A 24,385-nucleotide genomic window follows, 5' to 3' on the forward strand; every position below is an offset into this window, starting at 1 on the left:
CGCCGGCAGAAGTTCGTGCTCCGCGGTGGTCCCGGGCCGGCCGACCCCGCTCCGTCGTGGCCGCGCGCTGGACGGTGGCCGCACGACGACGGGCCCCGGACCCGTGAAGGTCCGAGGCCCGTAACCGACGTCGTACGTCAGGGAGTCGGGATGCCTGTCGGCAGCCCTGTCGGCAGCTTGCCCGCCGCCGACTTGGTCAGCGTGTCCTTCGCACCCGCGTCCCACGAGATGACCAGCGTCTTGCCGTCGTTGGACTCGATCGTCCCCATCGTGCGGTCGGTGTTCCCGTCCGCGCACTTCAGCGACAGCATCTGCTTGCCCATGTCCGACACCTCGCCGGTGCAGGCGTGCCCGTCGGCCAGCAGCACCGCCTTCGTGCCGGTAACGGCCAGGGACACGGCCTTGCTCTCGGTCACGCCTGCCCAGGCGCCCTCGATGTTCCCGCTCGCGGCGTCGCCTCCCCCGCCGCCGGCCTGCGTCGGCGTGGTGGAGGGCTTGTCCTTGGCCGCGTCATCGCTGCTGCCACAGCCGGTCAGCGCGAGAGCGGCGACAAGTCCCGCCGCGGCGACTGACCTACGTACGAGCTTGTGCACTTATCGGTCCCCCATGTCGGTTTGCAAGACCGCGCCAAGCTACCAGGAGGACTTGCGCACCCCTGGAAGGAATCCGGCGTGCGCCTGCTCACGGAGCCGCACCCGGGAAAGACCGAACTTCCGCAGATGCCCGCGGGGCCGGCCGTCCACACTGTCCCGGTTCCGCACCCGCGTGGCGCTCGCGTCGCGCGGCTGACGCCGCAACTCCACCTGTGCGGAAAGCCGTTCGGACTTGCTCGTGCCCGGACGGCGGATGATCTCCTTCAACTCCCCCCGCCGCGCCGCGTATCGCTCCACGATCACCTTGCGCCGCTCATTACGGACAATCTTGCTCTTCTTCGCCATCAGACCTTCACCCCGCGGGCACGGATCCGGGCCACGGCCGCCTCGATGCCGACGGTGTCGACCGTCTTGATCGCACGGGCGCTCAGCGTCAGCCGGACATGGCGGCCCTCGCTCGGCAGCCAGTAGCGCTTGCGCTGGATGTTGGGGTCGAAGCGGCGGGACGTGCGCCGGTGCGAGTGGGAGATGTTGTTGCCGAAGCCCGGCTGGGCGCCGGTCAGCTGGCAGTGCGCGGACACAGGTGATCCACCTCTCGTTGACGGGCTCCCATTTGGTAATGGAAACCATTTCCATATACTAGCCCTCATGGCCCGCAACGAACTCCGCCCGATCATCAAGCTCCGCTCCACGGCAGGCACCGGCTTCACCTATGTGACCCGTAAGAACCGCCGTAACGACCCCGACCGCATGACGCTGCGCAAGTACGACCCGGTCGTCGGCCGGCACGTCGATTTCCGCGAAGAGCGCTGACCCGCCGAGGAGGCCCACGACCATGAAGCCCGGAATCCATCCCGCGTACGGCCCCGTCGTCTTCCGCGACAAGGCGGCCGACTTCGCCTTCCTCACCCGCTCGACCGCCACCAGCGAGAAGACGGTCGAGTGGGCGGACGGCAACACCTATCCCGTCATCGATGTCGAGATCTCCTCGGCGAGCCACCCCTTCTATACGGGGACCGCGCGCGTGCTCGACACGGCCGGCCGCGTGGAGCGCTTCGAGCGCCGTTACGGAGGCCGGGGATGATGCAGCTGGCCGTCGCGCTCGTCGGCGGGCTGCACTCCGACGCCCGCAAGGCCGCCGTGGAGCGGCTGCTGGCCACCGTGCCGGGCAGTGTCGCGCTCCACCACGACCTCTCGACTGCCGTACAGGGCACGGTCGTCCGAACCGTCCGTGACGCACGCGGCGTCCGCGACACCGGAGAGGCGCCGCTGGTCAACGACTGTGCCTGCTGCGCACTGCGCGAGGACCTGGTGCCCGAGCTGGAACGGCTCGCGGACGACGGGGCCACCCGGCTCGCGGTTGTGGAGCTCTGGGACTCGGTCGAGCCCAAGGCGATGGCCGAGGTCGTCGCGGCGCACGGCGGCGAACGGCTGGTCGTCACCGCGGTGATGACCGCCGTCGATCCGGCGCTGCTGCTGCCGTATCTCGGCAACGGCGACGATCTGATGGACGCCGGACTCGCGGCCGCCACCACCGACCGGCGCACCGTCGCCGACACCTGGGCCCGCCAGCTGGAGTACGCGCCGGTGCTCGCCGTCGTCGACAGTGAAGGACCCGAGGGCGCTTCCGACGAGGACCGCGCCCTGCTGGCGCAGCTGCATCCGACGGCCCGCCAAGTTGCTGCCGGAGGACCGGACTTGGCCGCCGCCGCGCTGGCCGGCTTCGACGTCGAGGCGGCCGCGGCCGCGCAGCATCCGGCCTGTGCGCTGCTGCCGCAGGACGCGGACGACTGCGGCGTCGGTACGTATGTCTGGCACCGCAGCCGCCCCTTCCACCCGGAGCGGCTCTACCGGGCGCTGGAGGACCTGACCTGTGCGGCGGCCCGCAGCCGCGGCCGGTTCTGGCTGGCCGACCGCCCGGACACCCTGCTGGCCTGGGATGCGGCGGGCGGCGCGCTCTGCGTGGAGAACGCGGGCCCCTGGCTCGCCTCGCTGCCGGACGCCGCCTGGGAGCTGGTGCCGCCGGTCCGCCGCGCCGCGGCCGCGCTGGACTGGCACCCCGAGCACGGTGACTGCTGCCAGCACCTGGTCTTCACCTCACCGGGCCTGGACCGCGACGGCCTGGCGCAACTTCTCGAATCCTGCCTGTTGACCGATGCCGAGTACGCCGCGGGCCGCGAGGCATGGAAGCGGCTGCCGCCCGCCTTCGACTCCCTCCTGGAGGTCTGATGTCCCCGCGCCGCCCCGAGCCGCGCAAGCCCGTCAAGTCCCGCCCCAACCCGCTGGACCACGCGGGGATCACCTATATCGACTACAAGGACACCGACCTGCTCAGAAAATTCATCTCGGACCGCGGCAAGATCCGCAGCCGTCGGGTGACACGGGTGAGCGCCCAGCAGCAGCGCCAACTGGCGCTGGCGATCAAGAACGCCCGGGAGATGGCACTGCTGCCGTACTCCTTTGCCCGCTGACGGGCCGACGACGACTTCCCCGGGGTCCGGACGGCCGGCCCCCGGGTCCGCCGGGTCGATCGATTACCTGAACATGGGAGCCGGAACGGCGCGGTGCACGTCTCTTCCTTGTGTACGAAGGATTCGGCGCTGCGGGAGACGCTGGAGAAGCTGTAACCGAGGGACCACCCCGCGTGCACGTGCATCTGCTCATGCATTGGCATATGAACAGAGCTATGATCCGGGACAGTTGACCTATGCACCTTGTCCCCGGGAGCGACTCGTGCACCACGCGTACAACGGCATCGCGGCCACGGAGCTCCACGGGGTCGTCTGGCAGAAGAGCAGACACAGCAACTCCCAGGGCTCGTGCGTGGAGTTCGCCAAGTTGCCGGGCGGAGACGTGGCGATGCGCAACTCACGGCACCCCGACGGCCCCGCACTCGTATATACGCCTGCGGAGATAGAAGCGTTGCTTCTGGGCGTCAAGGACGGGGAGTTCGATCACCTGATCGTGGGGAGCTAGCCCGCCCGACGGCGGGCCCGCTCAACCCGGCGCTAGCCCAGCAGGAACAGCGCCCAGACAACCTTTCCGTGCAGCGCCCCGGCGAGCGGGTGCCAGCCCCAGCTGTCGCTGAAGGAGTCCACCAGGAACAGACCACGGCCCGACTCGGCCGCACCACTGGGGTCGGGAAAAGGGATGTCGTCGCTCTCGCCGGTCCCGGGACTGGCATGGCTGGGGTCGCGTACCGCACACACCAGCCGACTCGTCCAGTGCATCAAGTGCAGCCGTACGGGCGGTTCCTGAACCTCCCGCGGAGTGTCCGCGGGCAGCGCGTGCCGCAGGGCGTTGGTGACGAGTTCGGAGACGACCAGTGCGACATCGTCGAATCTGTCACTCAGATCCCACTGGCCTAGCGTCGCCTTGGTGAACTGCCGCGCTCCGCGCACCGCTTCATAGCGGGCGGGCAGTGCGCACGAGGCCGAGCTGGAAACCGCTGCGGGATCGATGGGGGGAAGCCCCTGCCGTAACGGCTCGAGCATGGTCGATCCATTCATCCCCATGCGAGGCACTCCCGGGAATCGCGGCTGTGACGCTACAACACGAACGAGCACGCAGGTGCGCGAGGACCATGGTTCCGAATGCGTAGAGCAGATGCAAGGGCAGATGCACGTGCACGCGCCGGACCTGTCCGCTCCCGTGCCGGTTCTTGCTCATTTCTTCCTCCAATCTCTTTCGCCCCCTTCCCGAAGCCTTCTCATCTCCGTAATCGAATGAGTACGGGCTGAAGCGTTTTGGTGGCAGAATCCCGGGTCTCGGGGTTCGGGGGTGCTCCGTCAGGCATACCTATGAGGCGATGGGGAGGGTTGGGGTCGTGACCGCAGGCGAGTCGAGCGGTTCCGTGGTACGGCGCATCCTGTTGGGCTCACAGCTGAGGCGGCTGCGCGAATCGCGTGGCATCACCCGTGAGGCGGCTGGGTACTCCATTCGCGCGTCCGAATCCAAGATCAGCCGCATGGAGTTGGGACGGGTGAGCTTCAAGGCGAGGGACGTCGAGGATCTGCTGACGCTCTACGGAGTCGCCGACGAAGCAGAACGAGGATCCCTGCTGGGCCTCGCGAAGGAGGCCAATGTCGCTGGGTGGTGGCACAGCTACGGCGATGTGCTGCCCGGCTGGTTTCAGACATATGTGGGGCTGGAAGGCGCCGCCTCACTCATCCGCATCTATGAAGTGCAGTTCGTACACGGCCTGTTGCAGACCGAGGCGTACGCCCATGCCGTCGTCACCCGCGGCATCCCCGACGCGCCCCGGGCCGAGATCGACCGCCGGGTCTCGCTACGTCTCGAACGTCAGAAGGTCCTCGTCTCCGAGCGCGCGCCGCGCTTCCACGCCGTGCTCGACGAGGCCGCGCTGCGCCGTCCGTACGGCGACCGGGATGTGATGCAGGGCCAGTTGAGGCATCTCATCGAGATCTCCGAACAGCCGAACGTCACGCTGCAGGTGATGCCCTTCAGCTTCGGCGGGCACGCGGGCGAGAGCGGAGCCTTCACCATGCTGCGCTTCCCGGAGTCGGACCTCTCCGACATCGTCTATCTGGAGCAGCTCACCAGCGCCCTGTATCTCGACAAGCGCGAGGAGGTCGCTCAGTACGAACGGGTCATGCGGCGGCTGCAGGAGGACAGTCCGGATCCGGCCGAGAGCCGTGACCTTCTCCGTGGTCTTCTCCAACTCACCTGAAACGTCAGTACGATGACGTCACATCAGGCATCTGCCTCTGCAGTCTTCTGAGGTTAGGAATCGGATCACATGTCCTTCTTCACCGAGCTGGCCCACCAGTACATCGATGGCGAGTGGAGGCCGGGAAGCGGCTCCTGGGACATCATCGATTTCAACCCGTACGACGGCGAGAAGCTGGCCTCGATCCCGGTCGCCACCGCTGTGGAGGTGGACCAGGCCTACCGCGCCGCCGAGCGCGCGCAGGAGGGCTGGGCCGCGACCAATCCGTACACCCGCCGACTGGTCTTCGAGCGTGCTCTGCGGGTCATCGAGGACCGTGAGCAGGAGATCGCCGAGACGATCATCGCGGAGCTCGGCGGCACCCGTCTGAAGGCGGCCTTCGAGCTGCACCTCGCCAAGGAGTTCCTGCGCGAGGCGGTGCAGCTGGCGCTGCGGCCCGAGGGCCGGATCCTTCCTTCGCCGACGGACGGCAAGGAGAACCGCGTCTACCGCCTGCCGGTCGGCGTCGTGGGCGTCATCAGCCCCTTCAACTTCCCCTTCCTGCTGTCGATCAAGTCGGTCGCGCCGGCGCTGGCGCTCGGCAACGCCGTGGTGCTCAAGCCGCATCAGAACACCCCGATCTGCGGCGGATCCCTGGTGGCCAAGGTGTTCGAGGAGGCGGGCCTGCCGGCCGGCCTGCTGAATGTCGTCATCACCGACATAGCGGAGATAGGGGACGCGCTGATCGCGCACCCGGTGCCGAAGGCGATCTCCTTCACCGGTTCCGACAAGGTGGGGCAGCATGTCGCCACCGTCTGCGCGGCGAACTTCAAGCGAGCCATCCTCGAACTCGGCGGCAACAGCGCGCTGATCGTGCTCGACGACGCCGATGTCGACTACGCGGTGGACGCGGCGGTCTTCAGCCGCTTCGTGCACCAGGGCCAGGTCTGCATGGCGGCCAACCGCATCCTGGTGGACCGGACGGTGGAGAAGGAGTTCACCGAGAAGTTCGTCGCCAAGGTCAAGACCCTGAAGGTCGGCGACCCGGCGGACCCGCAGACCCACATCGGCCCGCTCATCAACTCCACGCAGGCCGACGCGGTGACATCGCTCGTCGAGCAGACGGTGGAGGGCGGCGCGACCGCGCTGCTGCGCGGGACCGCCGAGGGCAATCTGGTGGGCCCCTCGGTGCTGACCGACCTGGCGGACGACTCGCCGATCCTGTCGCAGGAGATATTCGGCCCGGTGGCGCTCATCGTGCCGTTCGACGGGGAGGACGAGGCGGTCAGGATCGCCAACGACACTCCGTACGGCTTGAGCGGCGCCGTGCACACCGGTGACGTCGAGCGCGGGGTACGGATCGCGCACCGGATCAACACCGGCATGATCCACATCAATGACAGCACGGTTCACGACGAGCCCATCGTGCCGTTCGGCGGCGAGAAGCACTCCGGCAGTGGGCGGCTGAACGGTGAGTCGATGATCGAGGCGTTCACCACCCAGAAGTGGATCTCGGTGCAGCACGGCCGCTCGCAGTTCCCGTTCTGACCCTGGTGTCCAACCCCCTCTCTCCGACCCCGCTTCGACTTTGCGCCCACGGACCCTTGCGGACAGAACCTGACCGCAAGGGTCCGTAGCGTGAGTGGTGTCAGAAGGAGGGCGGACAGCCTCTCCGTGAAGCACCCGGAAGGGCGGACATCATGGTCACTCACGTTCCCGCAGAGGCCCACGGCGACGAGCGCGGCGCGCTCCTCTCCTTCGTCGAGGCGCAGCGCGGCGCGATCCGCCGCTCCGTACTCGGACTGACCGAGGGGCAGGCGGCAAGCCGCCCGAGCGCCGGCGAGCTCTCGCTCTCCGGACTGCTCAAGCATGTCGCGGAGACGGAGCTCGGCTGGCTCCGGCTGGCGCAGCAGAAGCCGAACGAGAGGCAGCGCACCGAAGAGACCTGGGGCGACAGCTTCCGTCTCGTCGAGGGCGAGACGGTTCCCGGGGTACTGGCCTTCTGGGACGAAGTGTCCAAGGAGACCGCCGAGTTCATCCACTCCGTGCCCAGCCTGAACGACACCTTCCCGCTGCCCCCGCAGCCCTGGTACCCCAAGGACGGTGCGGTGTCGATGCGCTGGCTGCTGCTGCACCTGGTGGAGGAGATCGGCCGGCACGCGGGCCACGCGGACATCGTCCGTGAGTCGCTGGACGGCAAGACCGCCTTCGAGCTGGTGGCCCTGGAGAGTGGCCAGGACTGGGGTTAGGACTCCCCGGCATCCACCGCGGCGGCCCGTGCACGCAGACGGGCCGCCGTGTCGTCGTCGTGGAGCTGTTCGGCGACGTCCGCCCGCAGCGCGAGGAGTCGGACGAGCTGTACGGCGGTGGGCTGCTCGTCCTCCAGGCCCAGTACCCGGTCCAGGATCTTCGCGGCGCCCGCCGGATCGTCCTTGGAGTCGGCGAAGAGCGTCGCCATGTGCAGAGCACGCGCGAAGGTCTCCCGGGGAGCCGGCCGGTGGTGCTGGTCCTCGGTGATCTGCTTCCCGACGCGGATGCAGTTGCCGCCGGGGTCGGTCATCAGAAACTGACGCACCCCGTAGCTCATGTCCTTGAGCGTCCCGATGCGCGGCAGACCGCGCGTCGGGATCCTTCCGTACGCTGCCTTCAGACCGGTCCGGAAGGACTCGTACAGCGCGTCCACCTCGTCCGTGGCGACGTAGCAGGTGCTGAAAGATCCGGCGGGGTCGTACTTCTTCATCCCGAAGAACTGCAGCTGGATGCCGCCGCGCTCGACGACGGCGTACGGATTGGGGCTCTTCTGCTGGAAGGTCACCTCGAAGCCGAGCGCGGTGTAGAAGTCGAGCACCGGCTGGAGGGTCTGGCACGGCAGGATCGGAATCGTCTTCTCGGCCATGCCAGCTACTCTAGTCAAAGTTGAATAGAAAGGTACGCGGATGTCTGCGATCCGGCTGCTCGTCCTCGGAGCCGTACGCCAGCACGGGCGGGCGCACGGTTATCAGGTCCGCAACGACCTGGAGTACTGGGGCGCGCATGAGTGGTCCAACGCCAAGCCCGGCTCGATCTATCACGCGCTGAAGCAGATGGCGAAGCAAGGGCTGCTGCACGCTCATGAGATCGCTCCGTCCACGGCCGGCGGGCCGCCGCGTACCGAGTACGAGATCACCGAGAAGGGCACCGAGGAGTACTTCGCGCTGCTGCGCGAGTCGCTGACGTCCTACGACCAGAAGATGGACGTGCTCTCGGCGGGGATCGGCTTCATCGTCGATCTGAAGCGGGAGGAGGCCGTGGCGCTGCTCAAGGAGCGGGTGCGCGGACTCCAGGAGTGGCGGTCCTCGGTGACGGACTACTACACGCCCGAGGACGGCCCGGAGTCGATCGGGCACATCGGCGAGATCATGAATATGTGGGTCTCCTCGGCGGACTCGGGTGCGGAGTGGACGCAGGGCCTGATCCGGCGGATCGAGGGCGGGGCGTACACCTTCGCGGGGGAGGGCGAGCCGTTTGTGGGGGTGCTCGCGGAGGGCGAGGAGAACCCGTACGCGACGGGCGAGCCGCATGAGGACGATCAGAGCTGATCAGGTCTGCCCCATCGGGACCCTCGTCCTGTCGTGGACCTTCGTCCCGTCGTGGTCCTTCGCCTCGTCGTGGACCTGGGCGCGTCGCCCGGCCGGCTCGGCCGCCGACACCGGAACCGGCGGAAGTCAGTGGTGGAAGGCTGTCGCCGCCGCCGTGTACTTGCTCATGGGGTGGGGCTGGCGGCGCAGTTCCGGCATCAGCGTCCGCAGGTCTTCGAGCAGCAGCTCGCTGAGGTCGGCCGAGAAGCCGTTGCGGCAGACCACCCGCAGCACCGAGAGATCCTCGCGGTTCGCCGGGAAGGTGTACGCGGGCACCAGCCAGCCGTGCTCGCGCAGCCGTCGCGAGACGTCGAAGACATCGAAGTTCTGCACGTCCGGTGCGGTGGTCACGGCGAACACGGGCAACTGGTCGCCACGGGTGAGGAGTTGGAAATCACCCAGGGCCGCGATCTCGTCCGCGAGCCCGAGGGCGACATCGCGGGTCGTCTGCTGGACGGCCCGGAAACCCTCGCGCCCCAGCCGCAGGAACGTGTAGTACTGCGCCACGACCTGTGCGCCGGGCCGGGAGAAGTTGAGGGCGAAGGTGGGCATGTCGCCGCCCAGATAGTTGACCCGGAAGACCAGCTCCTCGGGCAGCTCGGCGGACGAGCGCCACAGCGCCCAGCCGACGCCGGGATAGACCAGGCCGTACTTGTGCCCGGAGGTGTTGATGGAGGAGACCCGCGGCAGCCGGAAGTCCCAGACCAGCTCCTCGTCGATGAAGGGCGCGACCATCGCGCCGGACGCGCCGTCGACATGGACGGGGATGTCCAGGCCGGTGCGCTCCTGGAGGGCGTCCAGGGCCGCGCAGACCTCGGCGACCGGTTCGTACGACCCGTCGAAGGTCGAGCCGAGCACGGTCACGACGCCGATGGTGTTCTCGTCGCAGAGATCGGCGGCGGCCTGCGGGTCGAGGTGGAAGCGGTCGCCCTCCATGGGCACGAGCCGCGGCTCGACCTCCCAGAAGTTGCAGAACTTGTCCCAGCAGACCTGGACGTTGATGCCCATGACGAGATTCGGCCGGGCGGTGGCGGGGTAGCGGTCGCTGTTGCGCTGCGTCCAGCGGCGCTTGAGGGCCATCCCGGCGAGCATGCAGGCCTCGCTGGAGCCGGTGGTCGAGCAGCCGACCACGGCACCGGGGTCCGGGGCGCACCAGAGGTCGGCGAGCATGGCCACACAGCGCCGCTCCAGTTCGGCCGTGCGGGGATACTCGTCCTTGTCGATCATGTTCTTGTCCCGGCACTCCGCCATCAGCACCCCGGCCTGCGGCTCCATCCAGGTGGTGACGAAGGTGGCGAGGTTGAGCCGGGAGTTGCCGTCGAGCATCAGCTCGTCATGGACCAGCCGGTACGCGGTCGCCGGCGGCATCGGACCGTCGGGAAGCCGGTGCCTGGGCGGGGCCAAGGTCATTCCACTGACCGGGTCGGCCTCCCCGAAGAAGGGGTTGAGGGCGAGTCGGCGCCGCGCCTGCTCGTCGGGGGAGTCGCTTGCGCCCTTGTGGAGTGGCATCCGTCGCTCTGCCTTCCTCGGTCCGTATGAGTTCAAGCCCGATGAGTTCAAGCGCGATGAGTTCACGTACCGCGATGAGTTCAAGCGCGACGATACGGACAAAGGGGACTGATGGCTCGTCGGGCGGCGATGAGGCTGCGTCGCACTTTTGGGCTTGCACCTCACGTGACGTGAGGACTCAGGCTGAGGCGCGTACCGAGAAACGAAGGGAGCGGAAGGCGATGAGCTACTCCGTGGGACAGGTCGCCGGTTTCGCCGGAGTGACGGTGCGCACACTGCATCACTACGACGAGATCGGACTGCTCTCCCCGAGCGGCCGCAGCACTGCGGGCCACCGGCGTTACGACGACGCCGACCTCGACCGGCTGCAGCAGATCCTGTTCTACCGGGAGCTCGGCTTCCCGCTCGAGGAGGTCGCGGCGCTGCTCGACGACCCGGATGCGGACCCGCAGGAACACCTGCGCCGGCAGCACGAGCTGCTGTCCGCCCGGATCACCAAGTTGCAGCAGATGGCCGCCGCCGTCGAACAAGCCATGGAGGCGAAGAAGATGGGCATCAACCTCACGCCCGAGGAGAGGTTCGAGGTCTTCGGGGACAAGGACCCCGAGCAGTACGCGGAGGAGGCCGAGCAGCGCTGGGGCGGCACCGCTGCCTACGCCGAGTCGCAGCGGCGGGCCGCGGGCTACGCCAAGGACGACTGGAAGCGCATGCAGGCCGAGGTCGCCGACTGGGGCGCGCGCTACGACGCCCTGATGGCGGACGGCGAGCCGCCGACCGGTGAGCGGGCCATGGGCCTGGCCGAGGAGCACCGGCAGCACATCACCGAGTGGTTCTACGAGTGCACCTACGAGATGCACACGTGCCTCGGCGAGATGTATGTGTCGGACGAACGGTTCCGCGCCTTCTACGACTCCACCCGGCCGGGCCTCGCCGTTCATCTGCGTGACGCGATCCTCGCCAACGCGGTGCGCAACAGCTGAGGGATTCCTGTGGGTGGGTGATTCCTGGTCCGGATTCGGGCCCGTCCGGTCCGGATTCGGGCCCGTCCAGGGCTCAGGTACGGGCCAGGATCACCGCCGTACCGTATGCACAGACCTCCGTGCCCACATCCGCCGCTTCCGTCACATCGAAGCGGAACATCAGCACCGCGTTCGCGCCGCGCGACCGCGCCTGCTCGACGAGCCGCTCCATCGCCTGGTTGCGGGTCTCGACCAAGGTCTTGGTCAGCCCCTTCAGCTCGCCGCCGATCATCGACTTGAGGCCCGCGCCGATCTGGCTGCCCAGATGCCGCGAGCGCACCGTCAGACCGAAGATCTCGCCGATGACCTCCTGCACCTGGAATCCGGGTACGTCGTTCGTGGTGACGACCAGTACGTCGGACTGCGGGCCCTGTCCGCCGCCGTAATCCTCGATGCCCATCTGCGTCCACCTTCCGTACCGCTGCCGTCCGGGGCTTGTGACGCACAGCTTTGTCCCAGTCCGCGCACAGTGCATCCTGAACAGGCAGATGGAACGTGGAGGTGCCCGAAGGCGTTGATACCTTTGGGCGGCCGACCATGCAGATCGCCGATCGACCGACTATCGACTCAGGAGCCCGGACCTCGTGACCACCCTTGCGCTCGGACCGAGCTGGCTGGACCCGGACTATCTGATCGGGACTTTCGGCCTCATCGGTGTCCTGGTCATCGTCTTCGCCGAGTCCGGCCTGCTCATCGGCTTCTTCCTGCCGGGTGACTCGCTGCTGTTCACCACCGGCCTGCTGGTGACGACCGGGAGCCTGAACGGCCTTCCGCTGTGGGCGGTGTGCGCCTTGGTGGTGCTTGCCGCGGTCGTCGGTGACCAAGTCGGCTATCTCTTCGGCCGAAAGGTCGGCCCCTCTCTCTTCAAGCGCCCCGACTCCAAGCTCTTCAAGCAGGAGAACGTGGAGAAGGCGCACGAATTCTTCGAGAAGTACGGCCCCAAGTCGCTGGTCCTGGCCCGCTTCGTGCCCATCGTGCGGACCTTCACGCCGATCATCGCCGGTGTGAGCCGGATGAACTACCGCTCGTTCATCACCTTCAACGTCATCGGCGGCACGCTCTGGGGCGCGGGTGTCACCCTGCTCGGCGCCGCGCTCGGCAACGTCGAGTTCGTCCACAAGAACATCGAAGCGATGCTGATCCTGATCGTGCTGCTCTCGGTCGTCCCGATCGGGATCGAGTTCCTGCGGGCCCGCTCCAAGAACAAGAAGGAAGCCGCCGCTGCCGGACCGGCCGCCGAAGTGCCGTCGGCCCAGCGCGGCCGCCACGCCAGGCGCTGACCCCTTCCCACCGGGAAGGTCCAGCAGTTCCCCCGGAGGGTTCAGCAGTTCCCCCGGAGGGTTCTCGAAGTCCCGCCGGAGGGTCCCGAAGCTCCCGCCGGAGGTCTAGAAGCCGCGTGTCCGCTTGGCCGCGCGGCGCCCGGCCGGCCCCTCGGTGACCGGCACCCGCAGGAACAGCCGGGAGATCTCCCCACCCAGGTTCACCCCGATCGCGATGGCCAGCGCCAGCGCCGCCGCCTTGGACAGTGAGGCGAGGCCCGCGTTGAGGTCGTTCCTGGCAATCTCCAGCAGCCCGAAGTACGTCGCGCTACCCGGCAGCAGCGGCCCGATCGCGGCGGTGACGTACGGCAGCGCGGACGCGAACCGGTAGCGCGAGAGCATCTGCCCGAACAGGCCCACCAGACCGGCCGCGACGGCCGTCGCGGCGACCGGCGGTGCACCCGCGGTGTCCGCCAGCGCCCCGTACACCACCCAGGCCACTCCACCGTTGAGCGCCGCCAGCAGCACTGTGTTGCGCTCCTGCTGCAGCAGTACGGCGAAGCAGAGCGACAGCGCCATCGCCGCCAGCGTCTGGATCTCCGGCCGCTCCACGCTGTGGATGGCGGTCTCCGGGTTGAGGCCCGCGTCCAGCGCGACGCCCAGATAGAGCACCATCAGCACGCCGACGACGATGCCGACGACGAGATAGCCGACCTCGAGCAGCCGGGCGGCCGCGGTGATGTAGAAGCCCGTCAGGCCGTCCTGCACACCGGCGACGAGAGCCCTTCCCGGGATCAGCGCGAAGAGTCCACCGGTGATCACCGCGGAGGCGCGTACATCCAGCGGTGAGAGCGTCAGGGCAACACCCATCGCGGCCGGCGGCATGGCCGCGACGACGAACTGGTAGAACTCCGGCAGCCCGCGTCCCGCGCACAGCCAGGCCAGCCGGTCGCCGAGTACCGCGCCGATCGCCGCCGCCAGGAACACCACCACATCACCGCCGACCAGCACGGATGCCGCGCCGGCCAGCAGACCGCCGGACGCGGTGAGCGCCCAGCCCGGATACGGGTGCCGGTTACGCCGGATCTCCGCAAGCCGCCGGTAGGCCTCCTCCAGGGAGATCTCCATCTCCTCGGAGCTGATGTCGTGGACGAGGCGGTAGACGGCCGCCAGCCGGGTGTAGTCGGTGCCACGCCGCCGCACCGTCCGGTTCGCCGTCACCGGATCGTCGACCAGCGAGGGCTGGTACGTGATCGACAGCAGGGTGAAGGTGACGGTCGGCTCGCAGCGGTCCAGGCCGTACGAACGCGAGATGGCGAACATGGCGGCCTCGACGTCCTCCGCGCCCTCGCCTCCCGCGAGCAGAAGTTCGCCGATACGGAGCGTCAGGTCCAGCACGCGGGGAACGGCGGGACCGCCCTCGTCGTGCTTCTGCACCGCTTCGGGAACCGGCCGTTCGCCCACCGGCATCCGCAGCATCGCCCGCATCCGGTCCTGCCAGGGCCCGTCCTTGGTGAGCCGGACCGCGGGGATGCCGTGCGCGGGGGTGAAGGCGGGCGGTGAGTCCTTGGCGCTGTAGGTGCGGGGCGGGGCGAAAGCGGAACCCTCCGGCTCGGCCGGAGCTTCGGTGCCGATCCCGGCCGGAACGGCGAACTCCGAGGATGGATGGTCCTCCTCGGGCGCTTCCGGCTGTCCCACCCCCGCCGGTGGGGTGAAGGCGCTGTGCGCCTCGTCGGACTGAGGCTTCCGGTCTTCCGGACCCTCCGGCTCCGCCACCACGTGCTGTCCTCGCTCCCTCTCGTGTCGCCGTGTCAGCTCAGTATGGGCACGGACACCTGGCCACACGAACGACGGGCGGTACACCCCGGAGGGTGTACCGCCCGTACGAGCAGCTCAGCGGCGTATCAGTACGCGCTCAGCGCCGGCTCGGTGAGCCCGCCCGGCGGGAGCTCAGTGAGCCCCGCCCTGCGCCTCGAGGCGCTTGTAGGAGGCCTCGATCTCCGCCTCGGCCTCGGTGCGGCCGACCCAGTTCGCACCCTCGACGGACTTGCCGGGCTCCAGGTCCTTGTAGACCTCGAAGAAGTGCTGGATCTCCAGGCGGTCGAACTCGGACACGTGGTGGATGTCGCGCAGGTGCTCCACTCGCGGGTCGGAGGCCGGCACGCACAGCAGCTTGTCGTCGCCGCCTGCCTCGTCCGTCATCCGGAACATTCCGATGGCGCGGCACTTGATGAGGCAGCCGGGGAAGGTCGGCTCGTCAAGGATGACCAGCGCGTCCAGCGGGTCGCCGTCCTCGCCGAGGGTGTTCTCGACGAAGCCGTAGTCGGCCGGGTAGCTGGTCGAGGTGAAGAGTCGACGGTCCAGGCGGATCCGACCGGTCTCGTGGTCCACCTCGTACTTGTTCCGCGAACCCTTCGGGATCTCGATGGTGACGTCGAACTCCACGGGTGGCTCCTCCATGATCAACACATACGTCTGGTGGTTAAGTGTCCCTCACGCAGGTGTGTGATCGCGAAAGGGGCTGGTGCGAGGTGCCAGAGGTCAGGACGTGGCAGCTCGCTGCGGGCGCCGCCGTGGTCGGCCTCGCCCTCGCTGCCGGGGCGGTGGCCGCGGCCGGCCCTTGGGACTCCGGTCAGCGTAAGGCCGAGAGGCAGCGGGTGGCTGCCCAGAGCGACGCGGGTGGCGCACATCACGAGGTCCGCAGGCCGAAGCGGCCGGCGCCCGCGCCCAGCGCCCCCGGAGTGCTCGCCGTGCTCGGCGCTCCGGCGACCGCGCCCGCGACGGCCCCGGCGACCGCACCCGCGGGGCTCGCGAAGCTGCTCGCGCCGCTCCTCGGCGACCCCGGCCTCGGAGCGGTCCATACGGCCTCGGTCGTCGATGTGGCGACCGGCAGGCAGCTGTACGGGAAGGGGGCCGCGGACCCGATGACACCGGCCTCCACCATCAAGATCGCCACCTCGGTCGCGGCGCTGTCGGCGCTCGGCCCCGACCACCGCATCCCCACCACGGTCGTCGCGTCCAAGGACGGCAAGACGCTCACCTTGGTCGGCGGCGGCGACGCGAGCCTCGACAGGGCCGGTCTGGGCAGGCTCGCCGACCGGACGGCACGTGCCCTGCGCGACCGTGGGACCACCACGGTCCGCCTCACGTACGACACTTCGCTCTACGCGGGCCCCGGCCGGCACCCCATCGGCCCCAACGGGAACATCGCCCCGGTCAGCGCGCTGATGGTCGGCGAGGGCCGGATCGACGACAGGACCACCGGCAACGCCGGGCGCACCGGGGACCCGGCGGGTGACGCGGCCCGCGCCTTCGGGCGCCTGCTGTCCGAGCGCGGCATCAACACCTCCGCGGAGCCCGCTTCCGGCCGGCCCGCCGCCGGTTCGGTCCCTCTCGCCAAAGTCCTCTCCGTACCGCTCTCGGCGCTGGTCGAGCGGGCGCTGACCAACAGCGACAACGACATCGCCGAAGCACTTGCCCGCCAGACCGCGATCGCGACGGGCGAGGAGGTGAGCTTCGACGGGGCCGCGCGCGCCGTCACCAAGCAACTCGCCAAACTGAAGCTCCCGTTGACCGGCGCGCACGTCGCCGACGGCAGCGGTCTGAACCGCGACGACAAACTGTCCGCGAGCCTGCTGACCGCGCTGCTGACCCGCGCCGCCGACCCGGCCCACCCCGAATTGCGCCCGGTCCTGACCGGCCTCCCGGTCGCCGGCTTCAGCGGCACGCTGCAGACTCGCTACGGCGCCACCTCGCCCGGCACCGGCCTGGTGCGCGCCAAGACCGGCACCCTGAGCGGCGTCAACGCCCTGGCAGGCACGGTCGTAGCCCCGGACGGACGCCTCCTCGCCTTCGCTTTCCTGGCAGGGAGCACCCCGTCCGCGGAGGCCGCCCAGCCCGCCCTGGACCGGCTGGCCGCCGCACTGGCTTCGTGACGTACCCGGCGAATCGGCCGGTTCCAACACCTGACCGCCGCCGGAGCCGACAACGTACGGTTGACGCATGACGAGCATCGGTGGTGTCGAGATGGTCGACTGGAATCTCGCTGTGGCGACCGCAACCCGCTTCGTGCGGCCGGGCCCCGACGTGAGCCGGGACGAGGCGCGTGCCGTCGTCGCCGAGCTGCGCAGGCATGCCAAATCCTCTGAAGAGCATGTGCGGGCCTTCACCCGGATGATCCCCGAAGGCCATGAGCCGCAGGACACCCCCGTCCTCGTCGTGGACCGGGCGGGCTGGGTCAAGGCGAATGTCGCGGGCTTCCGCGAGCTGCTCAAGCCGCTGCTGGACAAGATGCAGGAGCGCCGCTCCGGCAGCCCGGGAGGCGCACTGGTCGGCGCGGTCGGCGGCAAGGTGACCGGCGTCGAGCTGGGCATGCTGCTGTCGTTCCTGGCCTCGCGGGTCCTCGGACAGTACGAGACCTTCGCCCCCGCCACCCGCGAGCTGCCTGCCGGTCAGAACGGCGGCGGGCGGCTGCTCCTTGTCGCCCCGAACATCGTCCATGTCGAGCGTGAACTCGAGGTCGAACCGCACGACTTCAGGCTCTGGGTCTGCCTGCACGAGGAGACCCACCGCACCCAGTTCACCGGCGTGCCGTGGCTTCGGGACCATCTTGAGGGTGAGATCCAGTCATTTCTCGGCGAGACCGAGGTCGACCCGATGACCGTTCTGGAGCGGTTCCGGGAGGCTGCCCAGTCGCTCTCCGGCGCCCGCCCCGAGGGCGAGGAGGACGAGGGCGGCCGCTCCATCGTCGAGCTGGTGCAGACCCCCGCCCAGCGCGAGATCCTCAGTCGGCTGACCGCCGTGATGTCGCTGCTGGAAGGCCATGCGGACTTCGTGATGGACGGCGTCGGACCAGATGTCGTGCCGTCCGTCGCCGAGATCCGGGAGAAGTTCCAGCAGCGCAGGGCCCGTGGCGCGAGCCGTCTCGACCAGGCGTTGCGCAAGCTCCTGGGGCTCGACGCCAAGCTGCGTCAGTACCGCGACGGCGAGCGCTTTGTTCGCTCCGTGGTCGATGAGGTCGGTATGGATGGATTCAACCGGGTCTGGACGTCCCCGAACACCCTCCCCACCAAGGCGGAGATCGCCAAACCGGCGGACTGGGTCGCGAGGGTGCACCGTAAAACAGAGTCGTGAGCGGGAGGCGTCCGACGGCAGAAGGACGCCCCCCTAATCACCCATCCGAGGGACCGTAGGCAATGGGTAGGCGTGCAATGCTCGGGTATCGGCCCGGTTCTGTCACCATCGACGCACTCTGAGTGACTGAATCTTCCGTCCCGACTCCGACCGAGGCACCCCCCAACTTTCACGAAGGGCACCGGACATGGGTCCCCATCCTGCGGTCGCGGCGATACGCCTGGCGGTCCGCCGCGTACTCCACGACGTACTCACCGAACACTGCGAACGTGTCTCGCGCTCCGTGGGCCACGCGGCTCCCGCGCACTCCTCCTCCGCGACCTCCCCCCTCCACGCCGCGCCCTCAGGCGAGCAGCCGCTCGTCCTTGTGGCGTGCTCAGGCGGCGCCGACTCCATGGCCCTCGCCTCCGCCCTCGCCTTCGAGGCCCGCAAACTCTCCGTCCGGGCCGGCGGCATCACCGTCGACCATGGCCTCCAGGACGGCTCCGACCTCCGCGCCGCCGAAGTCGCCGCACGGCTCACCGCGATGCAGCTCGACCCCGTCGAAGCCATCGCCGTACGAGTCGGCCGCGAGGGCGGCCCCGAGGCCGCGGCCCGCGATGCCCGCTACGCCGCCCTCGACGACGCCGCGGAGCGCCACGGCGCCGCGGCCGTTCTGCTCGGCCACACCCGCGATGATCAAGCTGAAACCGTCCTGCTGGGCCTCGCCCGCGGCTCCGGCATCCGTTCGCTCTCCGGAATGGCGGCCGTCTCGGGGGCGGCGGGCCGTTACCGTCGCCCCTTCCTCCAGCTCGACCGGCAGACAGCCCGCAAGGCCTGCATGGTCCAGTCGCTGCCCGTCTGGGACGACCCGCACAACGCCGACCCGGCCTACACCCGCTCGCGGCTGCGCCACGAGGGCCTGCCCGCCCTGGAGAAGGCGCTCGGCAAGGGCGTCGTCGAGGCCCTGGCCCGTACCGCTCAGCTCTCCCGCGACGATGCGGACGCCCTGGACACCTGGGCCGCCGACGTGGACTCCTCCGTACGCGACGACGCCGGGCGGCTCGAGTGCGCGAAGCTCTACGCGCTGCCGCCCGCCGTCCGCCGCCGGGTACTGCGCCGGGCCGCCATCGAAGCCGGTGCGCCGGCCGGTTCGCTCTTCGCCCGGCACGTCGAGGAAGTCGACCGGCTGATCACGAGCTGGCGCGGTCAGGGAGCCATCAATCTGCCGGGGCGCGTCGAGGCGCGGCGGCAGGGTGGCAGACTGGTCATCCGGCAAGGCTGACGCAGCTGCAGCGAATGCACAACGAAAGTGACCCGGGTGAACGAGAAGGACATGAGCACCGACCTCCAGTCGGTGCTCATCACCAAGGAAGAGATCGACGCGAAGCTGGCTGAACTGGCTGCGAAGATCGACGCGGAGTACGCGGACAAGGACCTGCTCATCGTCGGTGTCCTCAAGGGCGCCGTGATGGTGATGGCGGACCTGGCGCGTGCGCTGTCCACCCCCGTGACGATGGACTGGATGGCGGTGTCGTCCTACGGCGCGGGCACCCAGTCCTCGGGCGTGGTCCGGATCCTCAAGGACCTGGACACCGACATCAAGGGCAAGCACGTCCTGATCGTCGAGGACATCATCGACTCCGGCCTCACGCTCTCGTGGCTGCTGTCGAACCTCGGTTCGCGCGAGCCGGCCTCTCTCGAGGTCTGCACTCTGCTGCGTAAGCCGGATGCCGCAAAGGTGGCGATCGACGTGAAGTGGATCGGCTTCGACATCCCGAATGAGTTCGTCATCGGGTATGGGCTGGATTACGCGGAGAAGTACCGCAATCTGCCTTTCGTCGGCACACTCGCGCCGCACGTCTACGGCGGCTGACCCCGCCGGGAACCTCAGCCCCCTTCTCGCCGTTGGAGCATGGGAGGGCGGGATTGTCAGCCGTACCGTGCGGTCGCGGTGACGATGCTGGGGTACCGTCCGAAGAACAGTCTTTTCTCACAGCAGCATTTACCTACGGGCAGGAGGGACGGGGCGATTTCGCTCCGTATGGATGGACGTGAAGCGATACTTCCGTGGGCCGGTCATGTGGATCGTGCTGGCCGTCCTCGCCGTGGTCGTGTTGATGCAGGTCGTCGGCTCGTCCGGCGGCTACAAGACGGTGGACACTGGCGAGGTCGTCCAGGCGATCGACAAGAACCAGGTCGACCAGGTCAAGCTGACCACCGGCGACGAACAGATCATCAAGGTCGATCTGAAGGACGGCCAGAAGGTCAAGGGCAGCGACAAGATCCAGGCCAGCTATATCGGCACCCAGGGTGCTGATCTTGCGACCACTCTGCAGAAGAAGTACGAAGCGGGCGACATCGGGAAGGGTTACACCGTCTCGCCGTCGAAGCAGAGCCCGTTCGTCTCGGTGCTGCTCTCGCTGCTGCCCTTCGTCCTGATCGTCGTGGTCTTCCTGTTCCTGATGAATCAGATGCAGGGCGGCGGCTCCCGAGTCATGAACTTCGGGAAGTCCAAGGCCAAGCTGATCACCAAGGACACTCCGAAGACGACCTTCGCCGATGTGGCGGGGGCCGACGAGGCCGTCGAGGAGCTCCACGAGATCAAGGAGTTCCTGCAGGAGCCGGCCAAGTTCCAGGCGGTCGGCGCCAAGATCCCGAAGGGTGTGCTGCTGTACGGCCCGCCCGGTACGGGCAAGACGCTGCTCGCTCGCGCCGTCGCGGGCGAGGCGGGCGTCCCCTTCTACTCGATCTCGGGTTCCGACTTCGTCGAGATGTTCGTCGGCGTCGGTGCCTCCCGAGTGCGTGACCTCTTCGAGCAGGCCAAGGCGAACGCCCCGGCGATCGTCTTCGTCGACGAGATCGACGCCGTCGGCCGGCACCGCGGTGCGGGTCTCGGCGGTGGCCACGACGAGCGCGAGCAGACGCTGAACCAGCTGCTCGTCGAGATGGACGGCTTCGACGTGAAGGGCGGCGTCATCCTGATCGCCGCCACCAACCGGCCGGACATCCTCGACCCGGCGCTGCTGCGCCCGGGCCGGTTCGACCGGCAGATCGCCGTCGACCGTCCCGATATGCAGGGCCGTCTGGAGATCCTCAAGGTTCACCAGAAGGGCAAGCCGGTCGCCCCGGACGTCGACCTGGGCGCTGTCGCCCGTCGTACGCCCGGCTTCACCGGCGCGGACCTGTCGAACGTGCTGAACGAAGCCGCGCTGCTCACCGCACGCGGCGACAAGAAGCTGGTCGACAACCACGCCCTGGACGAGGCGATCGACCGCGTCGTGGCGGGCCCGCAGAAGCGGACCCGGATCATGTCGGACAAGGAAAAGAAGATCACCGCGTACCACGAGGGCGGTCACGCCCTGGTCGCGGCGGCTTCGCCGAACTCCGACCCGGTCCACAAGATCACGATCCTGTCCCGTGGCCGTGCGCTGGGCTACACCATGGTCCTGCCGGACGAGGACAGGTACTCGACCACGCGCAACGAAATGCTCGACCAGCTGGCGTACATGCTGGGCGGGCGCGCGGCCGAGGAGCTTGTCTTCCACGACCCGACCACCGGTGCGGCCAACGACATCGAGAAGGCCACGACCACGGCCCGTGCGATGGTCACGCAGTACGGCATGACCGAGCGGCTGGGCGCGATCAAGTTCGGTGGCGACAACACCGAGCCGTTCCTGGGCCGTGAGATGGGTCACCAGCGCGACTACTCGGAAGAGGTTGCCGCGCTCGTCGACGAAGAGGTCAAGAAGCTCATCGAGACCGCGCACAACGAGGCCTGGGAGATCCTGGTCGAGAACCGCGATGTTCTCGACAACCTGGTCCTCCAGTTGCTGGAGAAGGAGACCCTCGGCAAGGAGCAGATCGCCGAGATCTTCGCGCCCCTCGTGCGGCGCCCGGCCCGCCCCGCGTGGACCGGCTCCTCACGGCGTACGCCGTCCACGCGGCCGCCGGTGCTCTCGCCGAAGGAGCTGGCGCTGACCAACGGCGCCGTCGGCTCCAACGGCGCGCAGCCGACGGATGCCGTTCCGGCCGTCGAGGCGGTCCCGGAGGAGCGTCCGGAGGGCTGACCCTGCCGTCGCTCCGGTCACACGGGGCCCGGAATGAATGCCGCGCCCCCCAGGTTTTAGCCTGGGGGGCGCGGCATTCTTTTATGCACGCACGCGAAAGCACAGGAACGAGGCACAGATGACCGACCCGGTGACGCTGGACGGCGAAGGCACGATCGGCGAATTCGACGAGAAGCGGGCCGAGAACGCCGTACGCGAGCTCCTCATCGCGGTCGGGGAAGACCCGGACCGCGAGGGCCTGCGGGAGACGCCGGGCCGCGTGGCGCGCGCGTACAGGGAGCTCCTGGCCGGCCTGTGGCAGGAGCCCGAAGAGGTCCTGACGACGACGTTCGACCTGGGGCACGACGAGATGGTCCTGGTGAAGGACATTGAAATCGTATCTCTGTGCGAACATCATCTGCTGCCGTTCCACGGAGTTGCCCACGTCGGCTACATCCCGGCCGACACGGGCAAGATCACGGGCCTGTCGAAGCTGGCCCGCCTCGTCGACGTGTTTGCCCGTCGGCCGCAGGTGCAGGAGCGACTCACCACACAGATCGCGGACTCGCTGATGCGCATCCTCGAGGCGCGCGGCGCGATCGTGGTCATCGAGGCGGAGCACATGTGCATGTCGGTCCGAGGCATCCGCAAGCCCGGCGCCAAGACGACCACGTCGGCGGTGCGCGGCCAGCTGCGTGACTCCACCACGCGCTCCGAGGCGATGAGCCTGATACTGGCGCGATAGCCGGATTGTCAGTGGTGCCCGATACGGTCCTGGATCAGCGGAGTTGATCGCTGATCAAGGGGGATCGCGATGGGTACGGGCTTCCGAGCGAGCAGACTGTGCATGTGGTCGGCGGGCGCGAACAGGCCAGGAACGTCCGGGGCGGCTCCACCTTGTGGACCTTGGACGGGGAGCGGACCGTGCAGACGACCGTCACGGAAGTGACGGCCGCCTGGGCGCGCGAAGCAGTGGACGTCGCCCATGGTGAACCAGGGCACTGAGCGCGCCGCTTACACCGGGGCCGCGTTTTCGTCGTCGTCCTCCGGGAGTTTGCAGACCCGCTCCAAAAAGAACGCCGCCGCGATCACGCCGATGCCCGCCACCACCGAGAAGCCCGCGTAGATCGCCTGGTCCCGGCGGGCCGGGATGTCGAGGGAGCCCAGCAGGAACACGCCCGCGCCGCCGTACATCCCGCAGACCAGCGCCGCCACCAGTGCGCTCGCCTGGCCGAAGACCACCGCGCGCGCCGCCATCAGAGGCTCCACGCCCTTCGCGCCGGGGCGCCGCTCGCGCTGAGCCTTCAGGCGGGCGCGGAGCGAGAGCGCGGTCGCGGTGAGGACGACCGCGATCACCGCCAGCACGATCGGCGCGGCCAGCGGCACGCTCGGCAGTGTGCCGAACGATTCCCAGAGCCGGGCGCCGCCCCAGCTCAGTACCCCGGCCACGATGAAGAGACCGGCCAGTACCCCGAGCCGCAGTTGCTTCACCCAGCGCCCCTCATCTGTTTGTCGTGTGCCGCGTGCCGTACGGATCCGAAGAGCCTAACGACTACTCGGGCAGACGGAGTTCCAGGTCGGCCCGGGCAAGCACACCGTCCTGGCCGATGCCGGCCAGCAGTTCAACGACCGGGCCGCGGCCCGGCAGCTGGGCCTCCGGCTCGACGTCGTGCCACGGGGCGAGCACAAAGGCGCGCTGATGGGCCCGCGGGTGGGGAAGGGTGAGAACCGGGTCGTCCGAGACGACATCCGCGTACGCCACGATGTCGACGTCGATCGTGCGTGGGCCCCAGCGCTCCTCACGGACCCGCTCGAAGGCCTCTTCGATGGCCTGGCCGCGCTCCAGCAGGGAGGACGGGGGCAGTGTGGTCTTGATCACGACCACCGCGTTGAAGTACGAGGGCTGGCTGCCGGGCGCGACGCCCCACGGCTCCGTCTCGTAGACCGGAGAGACCGCCTTGACCCGCAGGCCGGGCGTGTCCTCGAGCGCGTCGATCGCGCCCTGAAGCGTCTCCAGGCGGTTGCCCAGGTTGGAGCCGAGAGAGATCACGGCCCGTTTCGGATTGGACAGTGTGACATCGGCCGCGTCGACCTGTTCCACCACGGAGGCGGGCACCGGCTGCACGGTCGGGTCGCTCTGCGTCCAGTCCGAAGGGAACGACGAAGATACGGTCATACTCGACTCCGGGTGATCGTGATGGTCACGTCGTCGAAGGGCACGGTGATCGGGGCGTCCGGCTTGTGCACGACCACCTCGACCTCCTCCACGCCGTCGTGCTTGAGGCACTGTTGGGCGATCCGCTCGGCCAGCGTCTCGATGAGGTCGACGGGCTCGCCCTCGACGACCGCGACGACCTCCTCCGCGACAATGCCGTAGTGCACGGTCTTCGCCAGGTCGTCGCTGACCGCCGCGGGGCGGGTGTCGAGGCTCAGCACCAGATCCACGATGAAGGTCTGCCCCTCCTCGCGCTCCCGGGGGAAGACGCCATGGTGCCCGCGGGCCTTGAGGCCGCGCAGCGCGACACGATCCACGCGAATCACTCCTGCTGTCGTTGGTC

At 68.7% G+C, this 24,385-nt stretch carries 29 protein-coding genes; 17 read left to right on the forward strand and 12 right to left on the reverse strand.

Going from position 1 to position 24,385, the window contains the following annotated elements; translation table 11 throughout:
• Window positions 1-137: 137 nt before the first annotated feature.
• The 3 genes from ACFWDI_RS07715 to rpmB are packed head-to-tail and all read right to left on the reverse strand — an operon-like array spanning window position 138 to window position 1,174.
• Complete coding sequence (locus tag ACFWDI_RS07715; RefSeq protein ID WP_385301904.1) at window positions 138-593, reverse strand: hypothetical protein; 456 nt, start codon at window positions 591-593, stop codon at window positions 138-140.
• 39 nt (window positions 594-632) lie between these two features.
• Window positions 633-938 carry a 30S ribosomal protein S14 gene (rpsN, locus tag ACFWDI_RS07720; protein WP_385301905.1) on the reverse strand — a complete coding sequence of 102 codons (306 nt, stop codon included), beginning with the start codon at window positions 936-938 and terminating at the stop codon, window positions 633-635.
• On the reverse strand, window positions 938-1,174 hold the full coding sequence (gene rpmB, locus ACFWDI_RS07725; RefSeq protein WP_385301906.1) for a 50S ribosomal protein L28: 237 nt from the start codon (window positions 1,172-1,174) through the stop codon (window positions 938-940). Before rpmB ends, rpsN begins: the two co-directional genes overlap by 1 nt.
• A gap of 67 nt (window positions 1,175-1,241) precedes the next feature.
• Here rpmB and rpmG point away from each other — a divergent pair, with 67 nt between their 5' ends.
• From rpmG to ACFWDI_RS07750, 5 genes are all read left to right on the forward strand, one after another.
• Entirely contained in the window at window positions 1,242-1,406 is a 165-nt protein-coding gene (gene rpmG / locus ACFWDI_RS07730; RefSeq protein WP_327325245.1) for a 50S ribosomal protein L33, read from the forward strand.
• Between the two features lie 22 nt (window positions 1,407-1,428).
• Window positions 1,429-1,677, forward strand: a complete 249-nt coding sequence (locus ACFWDI_RS07735; RefSeq protein ID WP_327325246.1) for a type B 50S ribosomal protein L31 — start codon at window positions 1,429-1,431, stop codon at window positions 1,675-1,677.
• Window positions 1,677-2,822 (forward strand): CobW family GTP-binding protein, encoded by a 1,146-nt coding sequence (locus tag ACFWDI_RS07740; protein WP_385301961.1) that lies wholly within the window; start codon window positions 1,677-1,679, stop codon window positions 2,820-2,822. The genes ACFWDI_RS07735 and ACFWDI_RS07740 overlap by 1 nt, the downstream gene beginning before the upstream one ends.
• Window positions 2,822-3,064, forward strand: coding sequence for a 30S ribosomal protein S18 (rpsR, locus tag ACFWDI_RS07745; RefSeq protein WP_385301908.1), 243 nt, complete (start codon window positions 2,822-2,824; stop codon window positions 3,062-3,064). The genes ACFWDI_RS07740 and rpsR overlap by 1 nt, the downstream gene beginning before the upstream one ends.
• Before the next feature lie 262 nt (window positions 3,065-3,326).
• A complete protein-coding gene (locus ACFWDI_RS07750) occupies window positions 3,327-3,569 on the forward strand; it encodes a DUF397 domain-containing protein (RefSeq protein ID WP_327325248.1) in 243 nt (80 codons plus the stop codon).
• 32 nt (window positions 3,570-3,601) lie between these two features.
• Here ACFWDI_RS07750 and ACFWDI_RS07755 read toward each other — a convergent pair whose 3' ends face one another.
• On the reverse strand, window positions 3,602-4,108 hold the full coding sequence (locus tag ACFWDI_RS07755) for an ATP-binding protein (protein WP_385301909.1): 507 nt from the start codon (window positions 4,106-4,108) through the stop codon (window positions 3,602-3,604).
• A gap of 311 nt (window positions 4,109-4,419) precedes the next feature.
• On the opposite strand from ACFWDI_RS07755, the gene ACFWDI_RS07760 reads away from it, so the two are divergent.
• The 3 genes from ACFWDI_RS07760 to ACFWDI_RS07770 all read left to right on the forward strand — a co-directional run bounded on the left by ACFWDI_RS07760 (window position 4,420) and on the right by ACFWDI_RS07770 (window position 7,511).
• Window positions 4,420-5,283: a helix-turn-helix domain-containing protein gene (locus ACFWDI_RS07760; RefSeq protein WP_385301910.1), complete on the forward strand. Its 864-nt coding sequence runs from the start codon at window positions 4,420-4,422 to the stop codon at window positions 5,281-5,283.
• A gap of 69 nt (window positions 5,284-5,352) precedes the next feature.
• The gene (locus ACFWDI_RS07765) at window positions 5,353-6,810 is read left to right on the forward strand and encodes an aldehyde dehydrogenase family protein (protein WP_327325251.1); all 1,458 of its coding nucleotides are present in this window, start codon (window positions 5,353-5,355) and stop codon (window positions 6,808-6,810) included.
• 152 nt (window positions 6,811-6,962) lie between these two features.
• A complete protein-coding gene (locus tag ACFWDI_RS07770) occupies window positions 6,963-7,511 on the forward strand; it encodes a DinB family protein (protein ID WP_385301912.1) in 549 nt (182 codons plus the stop codon).
• Here ACFWDI_RS07770 and ACFWDI_RS07775 read toward each other — a convergent pair.
• Complete coding sequence (locus ACFWDI_RS07775) at window positions 7,508-8,158, reverse strand: bleomycin resistance protein (protein ID WP_385301913.1); 651 nt, start codon at window positions 8,156-8,158, stop codon at window positions 7,508-7,510. The two genes, ACFWDI_RS07770 and ACFWDI_RS07775, sit on opposite strands and share 4 nt — an antisense overlap.
• A gap of 40 nt (window positions 8,159-8,198) precedes the next feature.
• On the opposite strand from ACFWDI_RS07775, the gene ACFWDI_RS07780 reads away from it, so the two are divergent.
• Window positions 8,199-8,840 carry a PadR family transcriptional regulator gene (locus ACFWDI_RS07780; RefSeq protein ID WP_385301914.1) on the forward strand — a complete coding sequence of 214 codons (642 nt, stop codon included), beginning with the start codon at window positions 8,199-8,201 and terminating at the stop codon, window positions 8,838-8,840.
• A 126-nt stretch (window positions 8,841-8,966) separates the two neighbouring features.
• On the opposite strand, the gene ACFWDI_RS07785 is transcribed toward ACFWDI_RS07780, so the two are convergent.
• On the reverse strand, window positions 8,967-10,388 hold the full coding sequence (locus tag ACFWDI_RS07785; RefSeq protein WP_385301915.1) for a glutamate decarboxylase: 1,422 nt from the start codon (window positions 10,386-10,388) through the stop codon (window positions 8,967-8,969).
• Between the two features lie 221 nt (window positions 10,389-10,609).
• Between ACFWDI_RS07785 and ACFWDI_RS07790 the strand changes: the two genes are divergently transcribed.
• Window positions 10,610-11,368: a MerR family transcriptional regulator gene (locus ACFWDI_RS07790; RefSeq protein WP_385301916.1), complete on the forward strand. Its 759-nt coding sequence runs from the start codon at window positions 10,610-10,612 to the stop codon at window positions 11,366-11,368.
• A 73-nt stretch (window positions 11,369-11,441) separates the two neighbouring features.
• On the opposite strand, the gene ACFWDI_RS07795 is transcribed toward ACFWDI_RS07790, so the two are convergent.
• A complete protein-coding gene (locus ACFWDI_RS07795) occupies window positions 11,442-11,807 on the reverse strand; it encodes a YbjQ family protein (protein ID WP_327325257.1) in 366 nt (121 codons plus the stop codon).
• A gap of 184 nt (window positions 11,808-11,991) precedes the next feature.
• Here ACFWDI_RS07795 and ACFWDI_RS07800 point away from each other — a divergent pair, with 184 nt between their 5' ends.
• Complete coding sequence (locus ACFWDI_RS07800; RefSeq protein WP_385301917.1) at window positions 11,992-12,687, forward strand: DedA family protein; 696 nt, start codon at window positions 11,992-11,994, stop codon at window positions 12,685-12,687.
• Between the two features lie 105 nt (window positions 12,688-12,792).
• Here ACFWDI_RS07800 and ACFWDI_RS07805 read toward each other — a convergent pair whose 3' ends face one another.
• Window positions 12,793-14,445: a threonine/serine exporter ThrE family protein gene (locus ACFWDI_RS07805; RefSeq protein WP_385301918.1), complete on the reverse strand. Its 1,653-nt coding sequence runs from the start codon at window positions 14,443-14,445 to the stop codon at window positions 12,793-12,795.
• 171 nt (window positions 14,446-14,616) lie between these two features.
• Window positions 14,617-15,111, reverse strand: a complete 495-nt coding sequence (locus ACFWDI_RS07810) for an inorganic diphosphatase (RefSeq protein ID WP_108151010.1) — start codon at window positions 15,109-15,111, stop codon at window positions 14,617-14,619.
• An 86-nt stretch (window positions 15,112-15,197) separates the two neighbouring features.
• On the opposite strand from ACFWDI_RS07810, the gene dacB reads away from it, so the two are divergent.
• From dacB to folE, 6 genes are all read left to right on the forward strand, one after another.
• Complete coding sequence (gene dacB, locus ACFWDI_RS07815; RefSeq protein ID WP_385301919.1) at window positions 15,198-16,601, forward strand: D-alanyl-D-alanine carboxypeptidase/D-alanyl-D-alanine-endopeptidase; 1,404 nt, start codon at window positions 15,198-15,200, stop codon at window positions 16,599-16,601.
• A 67-nt stretch (window positions 16,602-16,668) separates the two neighbouring features.
• Entirely contained in the window at window positions 16,669-17,799 is a 1,131-nt protein-coding gene (locus tag ACFWDI_RS07820; RefSeq protein ID WP_362689217.1) for a zinc-dependent metalloprotease, read from the forward strand.
• Between the two features lie 187 nt (window positions 17,800-17,986).
• Window positions 17,987-19,063 carry a tRNA lysidine(34) synthetase TilS gene (gene tilS / locus ACFWDI_RS07825; protein ID WP_385301920.1) on the forward strand — a complete coding sequence of 359 codons (1,077 nt, stop codon included), beginning with the start codon at window positions 17,987-17,989 and terminating at the stop codon, window positions 19,061-19,063.
• Window positions 19,064-19,114: 51 nt separating this feature from the next.
• Window positions 19,115-19,654 carry a hypoxanthine phosphoribosyltransferase gene (gene hpt, locus ACFWDI_RS07830; RefSeq protein WP_385301921.1) on the forward strand — a complete coding sequence of 180 codons (540 nt, stop codon included), beginning with the start codon at window positions 19,115-19,117 and terminating at the stop codon, window positions 19,652-19,654.
• A gap of 172 nt (window positions 19,655-19,826) precedes the next feature.
• Window positions 19,827-21,848 (forward strand): ATP-dependent zinc metalloprotease FtsH, encoded by a 2,022-nt coding sequence (gene ftsH / locus ACFWDI_RS07835; protein WP_385301922.1) that lies wholly within the window; start codon window positions 19,827-19,829, stop codon window positions 21,846-21,848.
• A gap of 118 nt (window positions 21,849-21,966) precedes the next feature.
• Window positions 21,967-22,572: a GTP cyclohydrolase I FolE gene (gene folE, locus ACFWDI_RS07840; protein ID WP_327325265.1), complete on the forward strand. Its 606-nt coding sequence runs from the start codon at window positions 21,967-21,969 to the stop codon at window positions 22,570-22,572.
• A gap of 269 nt (window positions 22,573-22,841) precedes the next feature.
• Here the strand turns inward: folE and ACFWDI_RS07845 are convergent, their stop codons facing one another.
• From ACFWDI_RS07845 to folB, 3 genes are all read right to left on the reverse strand, one after another.
• Window positions 22,842-23,318, reverse strand: a complete 477-nt coding sequence (locus ACFWDI_RS07845; RefSeq protein ID WP_385301923.1) for a DUF3180 domain-containing protein — start codon at window positions 23,316-23,318, stop codon at window positions 22,842-22,844.
• 61 nt (window positions 23,319-23,379) lie between these two features.
• Window positions 23,380-24,003 carry a 2-amino-4-hydroxy-6-hydroxymethyldihydropteridine diphosphokinase gene (folK, locus tag ACFWDI_RS07850; protein WP_327325267.1) on the reverse strand — a complete coding sequence of 208 codons (624 nt, stop codon included), beginning with the start codon at window positions 24,001-24,003 and terminating at the stop codon, window positions 23,380-23,382.
• Window positions 24,000-24,359: a dihydroneopterin aldolase gene (folB, locus tag ACFWDI_RS07855; RefSeq protein WP_327325268.1), complete on the reverse strand. Its 360-nt coding sequence runs from the start codon at window positions 24,357-24,359 to the stop codon at window positions 24,000-24,002. Before folB ends, folK begins: the two co-directional genes overlap by 4 nt.
• Window positions 24,360-24,385: the final 26 nt, after the last annotated feature.

Origin of the sequence: Streptomyces sp. NPDC060064 (genome assembly GCF_042736455.1) — a bacterium.
Classification (GTDB): Bacteria; Actinomycetota; Actinomycetes; order Streptomycetales; family Streptomycetaceae; genus Streptomyces.